The 18,170-nt window shown below is 70.2% G+C and carries 4 protein-coding genes; all 4 read left to right on the top strand.

All coding sequences use genetic code 11. The features are described 5' to 3' along the window. The first annotated feature begins 303 nt into the window (after positions 1-303). The 4 genes from nrdR (at position 304) to ACQPWU_RS43285 (ending at position 18,072) form a co-directional block, all read left to right on the top strand. Positions 304-759 carry a transcriptional regulator NrdR gene (gene nrdR / locus ACQPWU_RS43300; RefSeq protein ID WP_111183346.1) on the top strand — a complete coding sequence of 152 codons (456 nt, stop codon included), beginning with the start codon at positions 304-306 and terminating at the stop codon, positions 757-759. Beyond that, positions 756-3,584 carry a vitamin B12-dependent ribonucleotide reductase gene (locus ACQPWU_RS43295; RefSeq protein WP_433431466.1) on the top strand — a complete coding sequence of 943 codons (2,829 nt, stop codon included), beginning with the start codon at positions 756-758 and terminating at the stop codon, positions 3,582-3,584. The genes nrdR and ACQPWU_RS43295 overlap by 4 nt, the downstream gene beginning before the upstream one ends. Positions 3,585-3,901: 317 nt before the next feature. After that, the gene (locus ACQPWU_RS43290; protein ID WP_433445430.1) at positions 3,902-8,617 is read left to right on the top strand and encodes an amino acid adenylation domain-containing protein; all 4,716 of its coding nucleotides are present in this window, start codon (positions 3,902-3,904) and stop codon (positions 8,615-8,617) included. Beyond that, positions 8,614-18,072, top strand: a complete 9,459-nt coding sequence (locus tag ACQPWU_RS43285; protein ID WP_433431465.1) for an amino acid adenylation domain-containing protein — start codon at positions 8,614-8,616, stop codon at positions 18,070-18,072. The genes ACQPWU_RS43290 and ACQPWU_RS43285 overlap by 4 nt, the downstream gene beginning before the upstream one ends. Positions 18,073-18,170 lie beyond the last annotated feature (98 nt).

The raw sequence follows: 18,170 nt of genomic DNA, 5'->3' as shown, positions 1-18,170 counted from the left end.
GAGGCCGTGCGCAACTCATGTGACGTCCCCAGCAGCACAAAGATCAGCCCTGACGGCGACACGCCCGAGTCCGGGCGGTGACGAGGGGCTGAACAGCGACTTCACTCTCATGCCGCCGCTCAACTTGCGTTCATGGTCGCTCGCTTCTACGGTTGGACCACAACATCTAGTAGTTACACCGATGTAGTTCACCACACCTTGTGTTTCCGTGACCGCGCCATTGGCCAGCTATGGGGCGTGCGCGAGCGTCCCGTCAGGACGGTTTCGCGCGTGTGGTGGCCGTAGGTCTAGGAGGGCGAAAGCGTGCACTGTCCGTTCTGTCGCCACCCTGACACCAGGGTCATCGACAGTCGCTCCACGGACGACGGTGCGGCCATCAGGCGTCGCCGCACCTGTCCCGAGTGCGGGCGCAGGTTCACCACGCAGGAGACCGTACTGCTCATGGTGAGCAAGCGCAGCGGAGTGACGGAGCCGTTCTCGAGGGACAAGGTCGTCGCGGGCGTGCGGCGGGCGTGTCAGGGCAGGCCGGTAAGTGAGGATTCACTGGCGCAGCTCGGACAGCGGGTGGAGGAGGCCATCAGGGCCAAGGGTGCGGCCGAGATCCCCTCCAACGAGGTGGGTCTGGCCATCCTGGGCCCGCTGCGGGACCTCGACGAGGTGGCCTACCTGCGGTTCGCATCGGTGTATCGCGGTTTCGAGAGCCTGGCGGACTTCGAGGCCGAGATCTCACAGTTGAAGGCGGAGAAGGGGGAGTCATGACGGAGACGGCCAGCGGTTCAGTCGCGCGGGGTGGCAAGCGTCCGCGCAAGGGACTGAAGATGAAGCGAATCTTCACCAAGCCCGGCGTGCACCCGTATGACGAGATCCAGTGGGAGCGCCGCGACGTCGTCATGACGAACTGGCGCGACGGCTCGGTCAATTTTGAGCAGCGGGGCGTCGAGTTCCCCGAGTCCTGGTCGGTGAACGCGGCCAACATCGTGACGACCAAATACTTCCGCGGCGCCGTGGGCACCCCGCAGCGTGAGTGGAGCCTGAAGCAGCTGATCGACCGGGTCGTCGGCGTCTACACCAAGACGGGGGTCGAGCACGGCTACTTCGCCAGCGACGAGGACGCCGAGATCTTCGACCACGAGCTGAAGCACGCTCTGGCGCACCAGGTGTTCGCGTTCAACTCGCCGGTCTGGTTCAACGTGGGCACCAAGTCGCCCCAGCAAGTAAGCGCTTGTTTCATTCTCTCCGTGGACGACCAGATGGAGTCCATCCTCGAGTGGTACAAGGAAGAGGGTGTGATCTTCAAGGGCGGCTCGGGCTCGGGTGTGAACCTGTCCCGCATCCGCTCGTCCAAGGAGCTGCTGTCGAGCGGCGGCACGGCCAGCGGCCCGGTGAGCTTCATGCGCGGCGCGGACGCGTCGGCGGGGACGATCAAGTCCGGCGGCGCCACCCGCAGGGCGGCCAAGATGGTCGTGCTCGACGTCGACCACCCCGATATCGAAGAGTTCATTGAGACCAAGGCGCGCGAGGAAGACAAGGTCCGCGCGCTGCGTGACGCCGGTTTCGACATGGACCTGGGCGGCAAGGACATCGTCTCCGTCCAGTACCAGAACGCCAACAACTCCGTGCGCGTCTCCGACGAGTTCATGCGCGCGGTGGACAAGGGCGGCGAGTTCGGCCTGCGCGCCCGCCTGACCGGCGAGGTCATCGAGACGGTCGACGCCAGAGAGCTCTTCCGCAAGATGGCCAAGGCCGCCTGGGAGTGCGCCGACCCGGGTGTGCAGTACGACGACACGATCAACGACTGGCACACCACCCCGGAGACGGGGCGGATCACGGCCAGCAACCCGTGCTCCGAGTACGTGCACCTGGACAACTCCTCCTGCAACCTGGCCAGCATCAACCTGCTGAAGTTCCTGAAGGACGACAACTCCTTCGACATCGCCAACTTCGTCAAGCTGACCGAGCTGATCATCACCGCGATGGACATCTCGATCACGTTCGCGGACTTCCCGACCGAGAAGATCGGCGAGACCTCGCGGGCGTACCGGCAGCTCGGCATCGGCTACGCCAACCTCGGCGCGCTGCTCATGGCGACGGGCCACGCCTACGACTCCGACGGCGGCCGCGCAGTGGCGGCGGCGATCACGTCGCTGATGACCGGCGTGTCCTACCGCCGCAGCGCCGAGCTGGCCGGCGTGGTCGGGCCGTACGACGGTTACGCCAGGAACGCCGAGCCGCACAAGCGCGTCATGCGCAAGCACGCGGCGGCCAACGACAACCTGCGCACGGTCGGCTCCATGGACGCGAAGGTCCACGCCGAGGCGTCGCGCCAGTGGTCGGAGTGCCTCAAGCTCGGCGAGAAGAACGGCTACCGCAACGCCCAGGCGAGCCTGCTGGCCCCCACGGGGACCATCGGGCTGATGATGGACTGCGACACCACCGGCATCGAGCCGGACCTGGCGCTGGTCAAGTTCAAGAAGCTCGTCGGCGGCGGCTCCATGCAGATCGTCAACCAGACGATCCCGAGGGCGCTCAAGCAGCTCGGCTACCAGCAGGAGCAGATCGAGGCCATCGTCGAGTACATCGCCGAGCACGGCCACGTCGTCGACGCGCCGGGCCTGCGGCAGGAGCACTACGAGGTGTTCGACTGCGCGATGGGCGAGCGGGCGATCGCGCCGATGGGCCACGTACGCATGATGGCGGCCACCCAGCCGTTCCTGTCCGGGGCCATCTCCAAGACGGTCAACCTGCCCGAGTCGGCCACGATCGACGACATCGAGCAGGTCTACCAGGAGGGCTGGAAGCTGGGGCTCAAGGCTCTGGCCGTCTACCGCGACAACTGCAAGGTCGGCCAGCCGCTGTCGATGGGCAACGGCTCCAAGAAGGACGAGGCCAAGAAGGAAGAGGCCAAGGAGCCCGAGGTCAAGGTCATCGAGGTCAACCGGCCGACCAGGCGGCGCATGCCCAACCAGCGGCCGAGCACCACCACCCGCTTCACGGTGGGCGGCGCCAAGGGCTACATGACCGCTTCGTCCTACCCTGACGACGGGCTCGGCGAGGTCTTCCTCAAGATGTCCAAGCAGGGCTCGACGCTGGCGGGCGTCATGGACGCGTTCTCCGTCGCGATCTCGATCGGGCTCCAGTACGGCGTGCCGCTGGAGACGTACATGAGCAAGTTCGTCAACATGCGGTTCGAGCCCGCCGGGATGACGGACGACCCGGACATCCGGATGGCGACGTCAGTGATGGACTACATCTTCCGCCGCCTGGCCCTCGACCACCTCCCCTATGAGGAGCGGGCGGCCCTGGGCATCTTCTCGGCGGCCGAGCGCGCCGCGCAGCAGCGCGGCGAGGACCCGGCGGCGCTGCAGGAGACGGTTGACCGCGAGGCGCTGGCCCAGTCGGCGCCCATCGAGGAGAAGCCGAAGGCGGAGGCGGAGCAGCAGCCGGCGGTCAAGGAGCTGACGCTGGAGAGCCACCAGCGCTTCACGGCCGACGCGCCGCTCTGCATGACCTGCGGCACCAAGATGCGCCCGGCCGGAAGCTGCTATGTCTGCGAGGGCTGCGGCTCGACCAGCGGCTGCAGCTAGCAGATAGGCGCGTAGCCGGCAACAGGCGCGTCCGGAATGGGGAGTCGAGGCGAGCTCGGCTCCCCATTCCGTCATGTCGGAACACGGGATCGGCTTCGGCCAGAGCTTCGGACAGCAGTCCGCACACGGCCGGGCCGCAGTGGCGGCTCCTCCTGCGGCAAGCCGGAAACCGTCTGGAGACCGCCCTGTATGGGCAGGTCGGCCAGGCCGCTGAGCGCATGATCGTTCGAGGGTTGACACGGATCTGGTAACGAGGTCATCCTTTTCCGCGGCGCGCCCAAAAGGGCACATAAAACTCAACACTGGCAGGCGTGACAATGACGTCAGATGCACCACCCCTGGCATCTGTTCTGCACCTTTACCAGGCGCAGCTGTGCGCGACCCCCGAAAGGGTCGCTGTTTCGGCCGGTGAAGAACACCTCACTTACCGAGAGTTAGATCGCCTGGCGAACGGCATCGCCGCTCAGCTGCGTCATTTCACGATGACCGAGCAGCGCTGGGTGGCCGTGCTCGCGGACCGTTCGATCCGGCTGGTCGCGGGCCAACTCGGTGCGATGAAGGCCGGCGTCGGCTTCGCGCCGATCGATCCGGCCACGCCTGTGGAGCGGATCCACGCCCTGCTGGCGGGAGCCGCGGCCGTGGTCACGGCACCGGAGTGGAGATCCCTGGTGCCCGACGGCATTCCGGTGATCGACACGCCCGCCCCGGCGGACGCGTTACCCCCGCCCCACGTCGAGCCCGGCGATCTCGCCTATGTCATCCACACCTCCGGCTCGACGGGGACTCCCAAGGGTGTGCTCGTCCCTCACCGTGCGCTGACCAACCTGATCACGTGGTCGCACGAGACCTTCGGACTGGGCGGCCGTGCCTCGCTGCTCGCCAGCCCGAACTTCGACGCCTCGGTCTGGGAGATCTGGCTGTACCTGACCGCGGGTACCACGATGGTCGTCCCCAGCGAGCGGACCAGGCTCTCGCTGCCCGCGTTGCGCGACTGGATCGTGGACCAGGAGCTGACGACCTGCTTCGCACCCACGCCCATCGCCGAGGGCCTGCTCGGCCTGTCCTGGCCGGCGGAGACCAAGCTGGCGACGCTGGGCACCGGCGGGGACCGGCTCACCACCTACCCGAGACCGGGGCTGCCCTTCCGCCTGCTCGACCTCTATGGCCCGGCGGAATGCGCCGTCATCGCGATCGCCGGCGAGGTGCCGGTCTACAACGGCCAGAGCCGCCCGCCCGCGCTCAGCTCGCCACTGCCAGGCGTAACCGTCCAGCTCCTGGATGAGGCGATGCGGCCGGTCGAGGAGGGCGAGATCTACCTCGGCGGCGTGTGCGTCGGCCTGGGTTACCTCAACCGGCCCGATCTCACGGCCGAGCGCTTCGTCCGTGACCAGGACGGGCGGCTCCTCTACCGCACCGGAGATCTGGCCCGCCGCAACCAGGCCGGCCAGATCGAGATCCTGGGGCGTGCGGACGACCAGGTCAAGATCCGCGGCAACCGGGTGGAGCTCGGCGAGATCGAGACCGTGCTCGGCCGTCACCAGCGGATCCGGGCCGCCACCACCGCCGTCCGCGGCCACGAACTGGTCGCCTACATCGTGGGCACGGCGACCGAGCAGGAGGTACGCGCCCACCTTCGCCGGTTCCTGCCCGACTACATGATCCCCACCGTCTGGGTCTTCCTGGACGAGCTTCCGCTGACCGGCAACGGCAAGGTGGATCGCGCCGCTCTGCCTGACCCGGTCCGCGCGCCCCGATCGATCACGACGCCCAGCACCTCCACCGAGATACTGCTCGCCGAGATCTGGCAGGACGTCCTCGGCGCCGGGCCGGTCGGGGCCGACGACGACTTCCTGGCACTGGGCGGCCAGTCGCTGCTGGCGATGCGCATCGCCGCCCGTGCCCACGAAAGGCTGGGCAAGCCGGTCGAGCCCCGGATGCTCTTCGAGCACTCCACGGTCGCCGCGCTCGCCCGCGCGATCGACGCCCTGCCGGACGCGACGGAGGCGGTCGACCCCCTCCAGGGCGGCCTCACCGCCGCGCAGCGCCGGCTCTGGTTCATCGACCAGGTGGCGCCCGGCGCGCAGTACAACGTGCCCATCCTGTTCGCCCTGGACGGTCCCCTCGACCCCGGGCGCCTGGAGAACGCGATCAACGAGATCGTCCGCAGGCATCCGCCCCTGCGTACCCGCTACGAAGAGCACGACGGCGAGCCGGTGCCTGTGGTGGAGCCGGCGGTGACCGTGCGGGTGAAGGTCATGGACGCCACCCAGCGCGGCGCGGAAGGGCTGGCGAAGCACGCCGCCCGTGATCCATTCGACCTGCGGAACGGTCCTGTGCTGCGGGCGCTGCTGCTCCGGCTCGCCGACGACCGGCACCGGCTGCTGGTGAACGTCCACCACATCGCCTTCGACGGCTGGTCGGCCGGGGTCTTCCTGGACGAGCTGGCGCGGCTGTACGCGGGGGAGAGCCTGCCGTCGACGGCCGGGCCGTACCAGCGCAAGCAGGGTCTTGACGGCCTGCCGTACTGGAGGAAGGCACTGGAGGCGCCGCCCGAGCGGCTGGGGCTGCCCGCCGATGGCCCGGGATCGACGGGGCCGCTCCGGCGCGGCGCCCGGGTCCGGGTCACGCTGCCGGACGGGCTGCCCGCCGAGGTGGAGTCGCTGGGCAGGCGCGCCCAGGCCAGCCCTTTCATGGTGCTCTTCGCGGCCTTCCAGGCACTGCTGCACCGCTACAGCGGCCAGGACGACATCGTGACGGGCGTGCCGTTCTCCGGCAGGGAGGCGCCGGGCGCGGACTCCGCGATCGGCTTCTTCGTGGAGACGCTGCCGATCAGGACCGCCCTGGCGGGAGACCCCTCGTTCGAGCGCCTGCTGTCACAGGTGCGGGCGACGGTCCTGGCCACGCCCACGGACGTGCCGCTCGAGGAGATCGTGCGGGAGCTCTGTCCCGACGGCCGGCCGCCCTTCGACGTGATGTTCGCGATGCAGGAGCCGCCGGGCGCCAAGCGGGGCGGTGAGGTGACCTTCCGGATGCTCGAGGAGGTGGAGAACGGCGGCGCCAAGGCCGACCTGGTGATCTACGCCGAAGGGCAGGAGCTGAGCCTGGAGTTCGCCACCGACCTGTTCGAACGCGCTACCGCGGAGCGCCTGCTGAGCCACTACGTACGCGTCCTGGAGCAGGTGACGGCCGACCCGGCGGCGCCGATCTCCACGCTGCTCGCCCACGAGCACGAGCCCGCCGGTCGCGGCCCCGACCAGTGCCTGCACCGGCTCTTCGAACAGCAGGCCGAAAGGACACCCGACGCGGTCGCCGTCGAGTTCGACGGCGCCGCCCTCACCTACGCCGAACTCGACCGGCGGGCCAACAGGCTGGCTCACCTGCTGCGAGGGCTGGGGGTGGGCCCGGAGGTGCCGGTCGCCCTGCACGTGCGGCGCTCGCTCGACCTGCCCGTGGCGCTGCTGGGGATCCTGAAGTCGGGTGGCGCCTATGTGCCGCTCGACCCCTCCTACCCCAAGGGACGCCTCACCCAGGTGCTCGGCCGGGTCGACACCCCGGTCCTGGTGACGCACCAGGCGCTGGCCGGCAGCCTGCCGCACGAGCGGCCCGTCCACGTCGACACCGACCTCGACGGCTGGCCGGAACACCGGCCGGACAGCGGCGTCACAGCGGACAACCTGGCCTACATCCTGTTCACCTCGGGCTCGACCGGCCAGCCCAAGGGCGTGGCGATGCCACACCGCCCGGTCGCGAACCTCATGGCCTGGCACAGCGGTGCCTACCGGAGCCTGCAGTTCACCGCGCTCGGCTTCGACGTCTCGGTACAGGAGATCTTCAGCACCTGGGCGTACGGCGGGACGCTCGTCATGGTCAGCGACGAGGTACGGCGCGACCCGGCCGCCCTGCTCGACCACGTCGCCCGGACCCGGGTGGAGCGGATCTTCCTGCCCTTCGTGGCGCTGCAGTCGCTGGCCGGCGCCGGCATCGAGCCGCCCGCCACACTGCGCGAGGTGATCACCGCGGGGGAGCAGCTCCAGGTCACCCCGCAGCTCGAGCGGTTCATCCGGCCGTGGATGACGCTCCACAACCAGTACGGGCCCACCGAAGGTGCGATCATCGACATCGCCCACACGCTCACCGGCCCTCCGGAGAGCTGGCCGCGGCTGCCGCCCATCGGCAAGCCGGTCACGGGCATCCAGGCGCTGATCCTCAACCGCATGGGCCACGAGGCCCCCGACGGCGTCCCCGGTGAGCTGCACCTCGGCGGCGCCTGCCTGGCCAGGGGCTACCACGGCCAGCCCGAGCTGACGCAGGAACGCTTCATCACCTGGCGGGACGGGCGCAGGCTCTACCGGACCGGAGATCTGGCCCGCCGCAACGAGGCGGGGGAGATCGAGTTCCTGGGCCGCGCGGACGACCAGGTCAAGATCCGTGGTTACCGGGTGGAGCCCGGCGAGATCGCCGCGGTGCTGACCGGGCATCCGGCCGTGCGTGAGGCGTTCGTCATGGTCAGGGAGGACCGGCTGGTGGCCTATGTGGTCGCCGACGGCGCCCAGCACTGGGCCCCGGAGCAGCTGCGTGTCCATTTGTCCGAGCGGCTGCCCGAGTACATGGTGCCGAGCGCGTTCGTCGCGCTGGAGTTTTTGCCGGTGAACCCTTCGGGCAAGGTGGACCGGCGCGCCCTGCCGGACCCGGGCCAGGGCGTACGGACCGTCACGGCTCCGGCCACCCCGGTGGAGCAGGCCATCGCCGCCATCTGGCAGGAGGTCCTGGGCGGGCAGGTCGGGCGGCACGACAACCTCTTGGAGCTGGGTGGTCACTCGCTCAACGCGACGCGGATCGCCTCCCGGTTGCGCGAGGCGCTGGACGTGCAGGTGCCGCTGCGGACGCTCTTCACCCACCCGACCGTCGCCGAGCTCGGCGCTCAGCTCACGTCGCCGGACGTGGAGGCGGCTGCCGAGCTCTATCTCATGGTCGCCGCGTATTCAGACGAAGAGGCCGAGGCCCTGCTGCGGTCGATGGAGGGTAACCAATGAGCCTGTCAGCCCAGCAGCGCCAGCTCCTGGAAGCGTTACGCAAGAAGAAGCAGCAGCAGGCCGAGCGGCCCAGGCCCGACCGGCTGCCGATGTCCTTCACCCAGCTTCGCGCCTGGTATCTGGACAAGATGGCGCCGGGCGCCGCGCACTACCTCATCCCGCTCGCCTTCCGCATCGAGGGCCCACTCGACCGTGAAGCGCTGCACCGCGCGCTGAACGCCCTGGTGGCCAGGCACGAGAGCCTGCGCACCACGTTCGCCATGGACGAGGACGGCCCGTACCAGATCGTGGCCGACTCACTCACGGTCGACCTGGCGGACGCCGAGGACGGCACGCCGATGGACCTGACCACCGGCCCGCTCATCCGCGCACACCTGGCGCGCGAAGGTGCGGAGCAGCACGTCCTGCACCTCACGCTCCACCACATCGTCGCCGACGCATGGTCGCTGGATGTGCTGCGCCGGGAGCTGAGCGCGCTCTACAACGGCGAGGTACTGCCGGTGTTGTCCCGGCAGTACCCCGACTACGCGATCTGGCAGCGGGAGAAGGACCACAGCCGGGAGCTGCACTACTGGCGCGAGACGCTGGCGGGCGCACCGCCGTTCACCGAGCTGCCGACGGACCTGCCTCGACCAGCCGTCCAGACGTACGCGGGCGCCGAGCTGCCCTTCTCCCTCGACCTCCCACGCGAGGAGTTCAAGGCGTACTGCCGGAGCCTGGGCGCCACGCCGTACATGGTGCTGTTCGCGGCCTACCTGGTGGTGCTCTCCCGGCGCTCCGGGCGGCAGGACCTGGTGGTGGGCACGCCCATAGCCAACCGGGACAGGATCGAGTACGAGGGCCTGGTCGGGTTCTTCACCAACACCCTGGCCATTCGCGCCGACCTTTCGGGCGAGCCGTCGTTCGCCGAGGTGGTCGGGCGGGTCAAGGAGGCGGTGCTCGACGCCCACGACCACCAGGGGATGCCCTTCGAGCGGCTGGTGGAGGAGCTCAACCCGGAGCGCCGCCTGGACCGCAGCCCGGTGTTCCAGACGATGTTCAACATGCTGCCCGAGGCCACGGCGAGGTTGGAGCTGGCCGGCCTGACGGTCACCCCCGTGGAGATCCCCGAACGCACGGCCAAGTTCGACCTGACCGTGGGTGTCCGCGAGACCCTGGACGGGCTCGTGGAGTACAACACGGACCTGTTCCACGCGGGAACGATCCGCAGCCTGGTGGCCGAGCTCCAACAGGTGCTGGCCCTGGCCATGCGCGGGGACGAGGCGCCCGGGGAGTTGCCGCGCCGCGAGATCTCCCAGCTCATCACCCGGGCCTGGCGCGAGGCGCTGGGCACCGACGCCTTCGGCCCCGACAGCAACTTCTTCGAGGTGGGCGGCCACTCGCTGCTGGTCCTGCAGGTGCACGAGCGACTGCGCAAGCGGTTCAGCCTGACGGTCACCGACCTGTTCAGGTATCCGACGATCGCCTCGCTGACGGCCTACCTGAGCCCCGGCGAGCCGGCGCCGGAGGCGGTCGTGGCCGGCGCGCCCGCCGGCGGCGCGCTCGCCATCGTCGGCATGGCCTGCCGCTTCCCCGGCGCCACGGGGCCGGAGGAGTTCTGGGCGGCGATCCGCGACGGCGTGGAAGCCGTCCAGGACTTCACCGACGAGGAGCTGCTCGCCGACGGCGAGGACCCCGACCGGCTGGCAGACCCCGCCTACGTCAGGTCGGGGACGGTGCTGGAAGGCATCGACCTGTTCGACGCCACGCTGTTCCAGTTCACTCCGCGCGAGGCCGAGATCCTCGACCCGCAGCAGCGCCTGTTCCTGGAGACCGCCTGGGAGGCGCTGGAGGACGCGGGCTGCGACCCCGCCCGCCACCCGGGGCAGATCGGCGTCTTCGCCGGTTCGGCGATGAGCAGTTACTTCATCGAGAACCTGCTGGCCGCGCCTGACGTGCTCAAAGCGGTGGGCGAGTACCAGGTCATGCTCAGCAACGACAAGGACTCCCTGGCCACCCGTACCTCCTACAAGCTCGACCTGCGCGGGCCGAGCATCAGCGTCAACACCGCCTGCTCCACCTCGCTGGTCGCGCTCCACCTGGCCAGGCAGAGCCTGATCGCGGGCGACTGCGACATCGCGCTGGCCGGAGCGGTACGGGTCAGCGCCTGGACCCGCCGAGGCTACCTCTACCAGAGCGGCGGCATCGGCTCGCCGGACGGCCACTGCCGTCCCTTCGACGCCGAGGCCCAGGGCACGATCGGCGCCAGCGGCGTCGGCGTCGTCGTGCTCAAGCGACTGGAGGACGCCGTCGCCGCGGGCGACACCATCCACGCCGTCGTGCGAGGCTCCGCGGTCAACAACGACGGCACCAGGAAGGTCGGCTACGTCGCGCCGGCCGTGGACGGCCAGGCCGAGGTCATCACCGCGGCGCTGGCCACGGCCGGCGTCGACCCCGGCACGATCGACTACATCGAGGCGCACGGCACGGGCACCGCACTCGGCGATCCCATCGAGGTCGCGGCGCTCTCCCAGGTCTTCACCGGGGATCGGCGGATCGCGCTGGGCTCGGTCAAGTCCAACATCGGCCACGCCGACGCCGCCGCCGGGATGGCCGGGCTGATCAAGACCGTGCTGGCGCTCAAGCACCGCACGCTGCCGCCCACGGTCAACTTCGCGACGCCCAACCCGCGCATCGACTTCAGCCCGTTCTACGTGCCCACCGCCGGCGCGGAATGGCCGCAGGGACCGGGACCGCGCAGGGCTGGGGTCAGCGCCTTCGGGATGGGCGGCACCAACGCCCACGTGGTGCTGGAGGAAGCACCCGTACAAGCTCCTGCCTCGCCGGCGACCGGCCCCCACCTGCTCATCCTGTCGGCCGCCGGCGACTCGGCGCTGGCGGGAGCGGCCACTCGGCTCCGCGCCCACCTGCGCGCGCGTCCGGACACGGACCTGGGCGACGTCGCCGCCACCCTCCGGCTCGGCCGCCGCCAGCTGCGGCACCGCGGCATCCTGGTCGCCGAGGACCACCGGTCGGCACTGGATGCCGAGCTCATCACAGGCGAGTCACACCCGCGCGAGGTCGCCTTCCTCTTCCCCGGCCAGGGCTCGCAACGCCGGGGGATGGGCGCGGGCCTGTACCGGTCGGAGAGCACCTTCCGCGCCGCCGTCGACGCCTGCTCCCGCATCCTCGAGCCGTACCTCGGCCTGGACCTGCGCCAGGCCCTGTACGGAGAGGACGGCGATCTCGACCAGACCTGGCTCACCCAGCCCGCGCTCTTCGTCACCGAGTACGCGCTCGCCCGCACGCTGATCGAGCGCGGCGTGCGGCCTGCGATGATGGCCGGGCACAGCATCGGCGAGTACGTCGCCGCCTGCCTGGCCGGGGTCTTCACCCTGGAGGACGCGCTGCGCCTGGTCGCCGCGCGCGGCCGCCTCGTGCAGAGCCTGCCCCCTGGTTCGATGCTGGCCGTGCCGCTGCCCGAGTCCGAGGTGGGTGACCTGCTCGGCGAGGACGTCTCACTGGCGGCGGTCAACACTCCCGAGCTGTGCGTCCTGGCCGGCCCGGAGCAGGCCATCGCCGAGCTGGAGCAGCGGCTGGTGCGGCAGGGCGTCGCCTGCCGCACGCTGCGCACCTCCCACGCCTTCCACTCCGCCATGCTGGATCCGGTGCTCGACGCCTTCGCCGCCGAGGTCGCCTCGGTGCAGCCGGGCACTCCCGGCGTGCCGTACCTCTCCAACGTCACGGGCGGCTGGGTGTCCGGCGCCGAGACCAAGGACCCCGCCTACTGGGTGCGCCACCTGCGGGAGACCGTGCGGTTCGCCGACTGCGCCCGCGCCCTGGTGACCGCCGACGCCGCCGTGGTGGAAGTGGGGCCGGGCCGTACGCTGGCCACCCTGGTACGCCGCCAGGGAGGCCAGGCGACGGTCGCCCCGTTCGCCGAGCCGGAGAGCGGACAGGCCGCCCTGCTGGAGGGCGTCGGGCGGTTGTGGGTGAGCGGGGCTGACGTCGACTGGACGGCGTTCGGCCCATCGGGCAGGCGGGTGCCGCTGCCTACTTATCCGTTCGATCGGCGCCGCTACTGGATCGGGCCGCGGACGCGTCGCTTCGAGGTCGCGGCGGCACCGGTGGCGGAGGCGCGGGCGGTCCAGGAGCTCGACGTGGTCGCCGCCGCCTGGCAGGACGTGCTCGGCATCGCGCCCACCGGCCCGCAGGACGACTTCTTCAGCCTGGGCGGCGACTCCCTCGTGGCCACCCAGCTCGCCTCCCGCCTCGGCCTGCCCATCGAGGCGGTCTTCGACCACCCCACGCTGGGCGGCCAGCGGGCGCTCGTCGCGTCGGCGGGGGCTCGGGAGGTGATCCCGGCGGGCGCCCGCGAGGTGATCCCGGTCGTCGAGGAGCCCGGACCGGCTCCCGTCTCGTTCATCCAGCGGCGCATGTGGTTCATCGACCAGGTGCACGGGTCGGCCGCGTACGTCGTGGCCACGGCGCTGGACCTGCGGGGCGAGCTGGACGTGGAGCGGCTGCACGGCGCCCTGCGCGAGCTGGTGCGGCGGCACGAGTCGCTGCGGACCGTCTTCCGCGCCCCGGACGGCGAGCCGGCGCAGGTGGTGCTGCCCGCGGGGGAGGTGCCGCTGCCGGTCGAGGACTGCGACGACGCCGAGCGGGCACTCAGCGAGGCCGCGGCCCAGCCCTTCGACCTGGAGCACGGCCCGCTGTTCCGAACCCGGCTGCTGCGGCTCGCCCCGGATCACCACGTCCTGTCGCTCGCCTTCCACCACATCGTCGTCGACGGCTGGTCGATCACCTTGCTGAGGACGGAGCTGGCCGCGCTGTACAACGGCGAGACGCTCCCCGAGCCGCGGTTCAGGTACCGCGACTACGCGCGCCGGCAGCGGGAGCAGGTCGCCGATCTCGGCTTCTGGAAGGAGCGGCTGCGCGGCATCCCGCACAGCCTGGACCTGCCCACGGACCGGCCGCGCCCGCCGATGCAGACCTTCGAGGGGGCGGTGGCCACCCACGTGGTCCCCGCGGAGCTGGCGGAGGGACTGCGGAAGCTGAGCCAGGATCGCGGCGCCACGCTCTACATGACCCTGCTGGCCGCGCTCCACACCCTGCTGTACCGCTACAGCGGCCAGGAGGACATCTGCGTCGGCTCGCCGGTGGCCGGGCGCACCCGCCCCGAGCTCGAAGGCATCGCCGGCTGCTTCATCAACACCCTGGTCATGCGGGCCACGATGGACGGCGGCCTGCCGTACACGGAACTCCTGGCGCAGGTGCGCGAATACGCCCTGGGCGCGTACGCCCATCAGGACGTGCCGTTCGAACGGCTGGTGGAGGAGCTCAACCCGCCCAGGGACCTGTCGCGCAATCCGCTCTTCCAGGTGCTGTTCAACCTGCTCAATCTGCCCAAGAGCGACCTGGACATGGCCGGGCTGGCCGTGGAGGAGCTGGCCGTGGAGGTCGGCACCGCCCAGGTGGACCTGGTGCTCTACGTCTACGAGCAGGGCGACGAGCTGCTGTGCAGGCTGGAGTACAACACCGCGCTCTATGACTCCGGCACCGCTCAGCGGCTGCTCCGGCACTACGAGACCCTGCTCTCAGCGATCGTCGCGGCCCCCAAGACCGCACTGTCCGACCTGGCCCTGCTCACCGGCGAGGAGCTGGCCGAGCAGCTGGACAGCCAGGACGTCGAGGTGCCCGACCTGTGCATCCACGAGATGGTGGAAGCACAGGCCGACCGGACGCCCGACGCCGTGGCCGTCACGTTCGAGGGCGTCTCGCTGACGTACCGGGAGCTGGACGAGCAGGCCAACCGGGTCGCCCGGCGCCTGCGCGCGGCGGGGGCCGGGCCCGAGACGCTGGTGGGCGTCGCGATGGAGCGGTCGGCCACGATGCTGGTCACCCTGCTCGGCGTGCTGAAGGCGGGTGGCGCGTACGTGCCGCTCGACCCGATGTATCCGCAGGAGCGCCAGGACTACATCCTCGACCACTCCGGCATCGGCGTCCTGGTCACCGAGCGCGAGCTGGCCGGGCGCTACACCGGCTACCAGGGGCAGCTCATCCTCGCCGACGACGGCTTCTCCGGCGAGAGCCCGGAACGGTCGCCTTCGCCTGCGACCCAGCAGAACCCCTGCTACGTCCTCTACACCTCCGGCTCCACAGGGCGGCCAAAGGGCGTACGCGTCCAGCACTCCTCGGTGGTCAACTTCCTCGCCTCGATGAGCCGCGAGCCCGGCCTGACCGGCCAGGACACGCTCCTGGCCGTCACCACGTTCGCCTTCGACATCTCGGTGCTGGAGCTGTTCCTGCCGCTCACGGTGGGCGGCCGCGTGCTGATCGCGAGCCGGGAGGCGGCCTACGACCCGGTACGGCTGGCCGCCCTCCTGGACGGCGCGACGGTCATGCAGGCCACTCCGGCGACCTGGCGGCTGCTGCTGTCGTCGGGATGGGAGGGCAAGCCAGGGCTGAAGGCGCTCTGCGGCGGCGAGGCGCTTCCCGCCGACCTGGCCACGGACCTGCGCGGCCGGGTCGCCGAACTGTGGAACATGTACGGGCCGACCGAGACCACGATCTGGTCCACGCTCACCCGGGTCACCGACGGGCCGATCACGATCGGCCACCCGATCGCCAACACCCGGATCCACCTGCTCGATTCCGCGATGCAGCTGGTTCCCACCGGCGTGGTCGGCGAGCTCTACATAGGCGGTGCGGGCCTGGCCCGCGACTACCTCGGGCAGCCCGAGCTGACGGCGGAACGCTTCATCACCTGGCGGGACGGCGCCAGGCTGTACCGGACCGGTGACCTGGCGCGGCGCCGGGCCGACGGCTCGATCGAGTTCCTCGGCCGGGCCGACGGGCAGGTGAAGGTCCGCGGTTACCGGATCGAACTGGGCGAGATCGAGTCGCTCCTGCTGGCGCATCCCGCGGTCCGCGAGGCGGCCGTGGTGGTGCGCGGCTCGGAGGAGGACAAGAGCATCGCGGCCTACCTGACCGCCCCCGGCGAGCACGACTGGCGCGAGTACCTGCGGCGCAAGCTGCCCGACTACATGATCCCCTCGGCGTTCGTGCTGCTGGACAAGCTGCCACTCACCCCCAACGGCAAGGTGGACCGCAAGGCGCTGCCCGAGCCGGTGAGTCAGGTGCACGCTGAGGGCACCGCGCCGCGGACACCGGCCGAGGCCAAGCTGGTCGACCTCTGGTCGGCGATCCTGGGCGTGAAGGGGGTCGGCATCGACGACGACTTCTTCGCGCTGGGCGGCGACTCCTTCAAGGCCGTGCGTGCGGTACGGGACTCGGGGATCCAGGCAACCGTGCTGGACCTCTTCAAGAACCCCACGATCCGCGCATTCGCCACACTCGACGGCTCATCCCGAAATATCGGCCTATTGCATGAGCTGACCCCTCCGCGCTCAGCGGCCTCGCTGACCCTGGTCTGCGTGCCGTTCGCGGGCGGCGGCGCGATCACCTACCAGCCGCTGGCCGCGGCCGTGCCCGAGCACATCTCCATGCTCGCGCTGGAGCCGCCGGGCCACGACACCGGCAACCCCGGCGAGCCCGTGCTGCCCTTCCACGAGCTCGTCGAGGGCTGCGTCAAGGAGATCAAGGAGAAGGTCGACGGGCCCCTCGCGCTCTACGGCCACTGCATGGGCGGCGCGCTCACCGTCCAGCTGGCGCGCAGGCTGGAGGAGGAAGGCATCGACCTGGTGAAGGTGGTCATCGGCGGGCACTTTCCCGCGCCCCGCCTGCCGGGAAAGGCCTTCGCCTGGATCCGCAAGATCTTCCCGATGGAGCGGTGGACCTCCAAGCGGCAGGCGCTCGAGTTCCTGCGGGCCATGGGCTTCTTCACCGAAGCGCTGGACCGTCGCGAGCGCGACTTTCTCATGGGCGTCTTCCTCCACGACACCCAGGAGGGCGAGGACTACTACACCGACCTCTACCAGGCGCCCGTCAAGAAGTTGTCGGCGCCGCTGGTATGCGTGGTCGGCGAGAACGACCGTGCCACCGAGCTGTACGAGGAGCGCTTCCGCGAGTGGGAGACCTTCTCCGACACGGTGTCGCTGGAGGTCATCCCCAAGGCCGGTCACTACTTCCAGAAGCACCAGGCGCCCGAGCTGGCCCAGATCCTCGGTGGTGGTGACCGGTCCCCGGCGCCGCCGCCGCCCAGCTACCAGCAGGCCAGCCTGAAGACGTTCTTCCTGGTGGCCTTCGGACAGCTGGTGTCGCTGATCGGCACCGGACTGACCACGTTCGGCCTGGGCCTGTGGGTCTACCAGCAGACACAGTCGATCTCGATGTTCGCCATCGTCTCGGTCATGGCGCTGCTGCCCGCCGTCGTGCTGGCGCCGATCGCCGGAGCGGTGGCGGATCGCTGGAACCGCAGAGTCATCATGATCACCGCCGACTCGGCGGCCGGTTGCGCCTCCGCCTCGCTGGCCGCCCTGCTCTGGACGGGCGGGCTCCAGCTCTGGCACATCTACGTCATCGTCGCCATCGGCGCGGTTTCCACAGCCTTCCACCAGCCCGCCTACATCGCGGCCGTGGCCCAGCTGGTGCCCAAACGCTACTATGGCAGAGCCAACGGCCTGGCCCAGCTGGGAGAGGCGGCGGGGACCGTACTGGCGCCGCTGCTGGGCGGCGCGTTCATGGCCGCCGTCGGGCTGCACGGCATCATCGTGATCGACCTGTCCACCTTCGCTTTCGCGGCGATCGTCACCTTGGCGGTCCGCTTCCCGGACACGCTCTTCAAGAAGCGGGAGGAGTCGTTCTGGCGGGAGGTGACAGGCGGCTGGCGCTACATCTCCCGCAGGCACGGACTGCTGGCGATCATCCTGTTCACGTCGTTCCTGAACCTGCCCTTCGCCATGGTCGAGGTCCTGTCCACGCCGCTGCTGCTCAGCCTCACCGACACCCGCGGCCTGGGCGTGGCGCTCTCGATGACCGGCATCGGACTCCTGGTGGGCAGCGCGATCATGACGGTGACCGGCGGCCTGGCACGCCGCACCCACGGCATCCTCGCCTGCTTCACGGTGCTGGGCGTCGCCTTCGCCGTCATCGGGATCGCGCCCCACCCGGCGCTGCCCGCGATCGGGCTCTTCCTCATCGGGCTGCTCACCGCGCTCCTGAACGCACACTGGTTCTCCATCGTGCAGCAGAAGGTCGGGCTCGACCTGCAGGGCCGGGTCATCGCCACCAACCTGATGCTCAGCTGGGCCATGGTCCCGGCCGGGTTCCTGCTGGCCGGACCGCTGGTCGAGCACGTCTTCAACCCCATCGCCGGCTCCGCACACGGCCGGGGGATCGCGCTGCTCACCCTCGTCGCGGGCGCGGTAACCGTGCTGATGGGCCTGGCGGCCTTCCGCTACCGGCCGGTCCGGTATCTGGAGGACGACCTGCCCGACGCGATCCCCGACGCGGTGGTCATCACCGACAAGGACCTGATCCAGCGGGAGGCCGACAAGCAGCTCGTCGCCTGATCCCTGGCCAGTCCGTGGAGGCGAGCCGAATCGGCTCGCCTCCACGGCTTTCCGCGTCCCGCGTGTCGAATGCTCATCGCGCGGGCACCGCTCCGTTA

It is taken from the genome of Nonomuraea sp. CA-141351 (assembly GCF_050944675.1).
In the GTDB taxonomy this organism is placed as follows: domain Bacteria; phylum Actinomycetota; class Actinomycetes; order Streptosporangiales; family Streptosporangiaceae; genus Nonomuraea.
Note: the sequence above shows the minus strand (reverse complement) of the source record. Positions and strands in the feature narration are given on the sequence as shown.

Excerpts from the sequence above, each read along its gene's own strand:
- ACQPWU_RS43295 (WP_433431466.1), top strand. The coding sequence starts at position 756 with ATGACGGAGACGGCCAGCGGTTCAGTCGCGCGGGGTGGCAAGCGTCCG.
- ACQPWU_RS43290 (WP_433445430.1), top strand. The coding sequence starts at position 3,902 with ATGACGTCAGATGCACCACCCCTGGCATCTGTTCTGCACCTTTACCAG.
- ACQPWU_RS43285 (WP_433431465.1), top strand. The coding sequence starts at position 8,614 with ATGAGCCTGTCAGCCCAGCAGCGCCAGCTCCTGGAAGCGTTACGCAAG.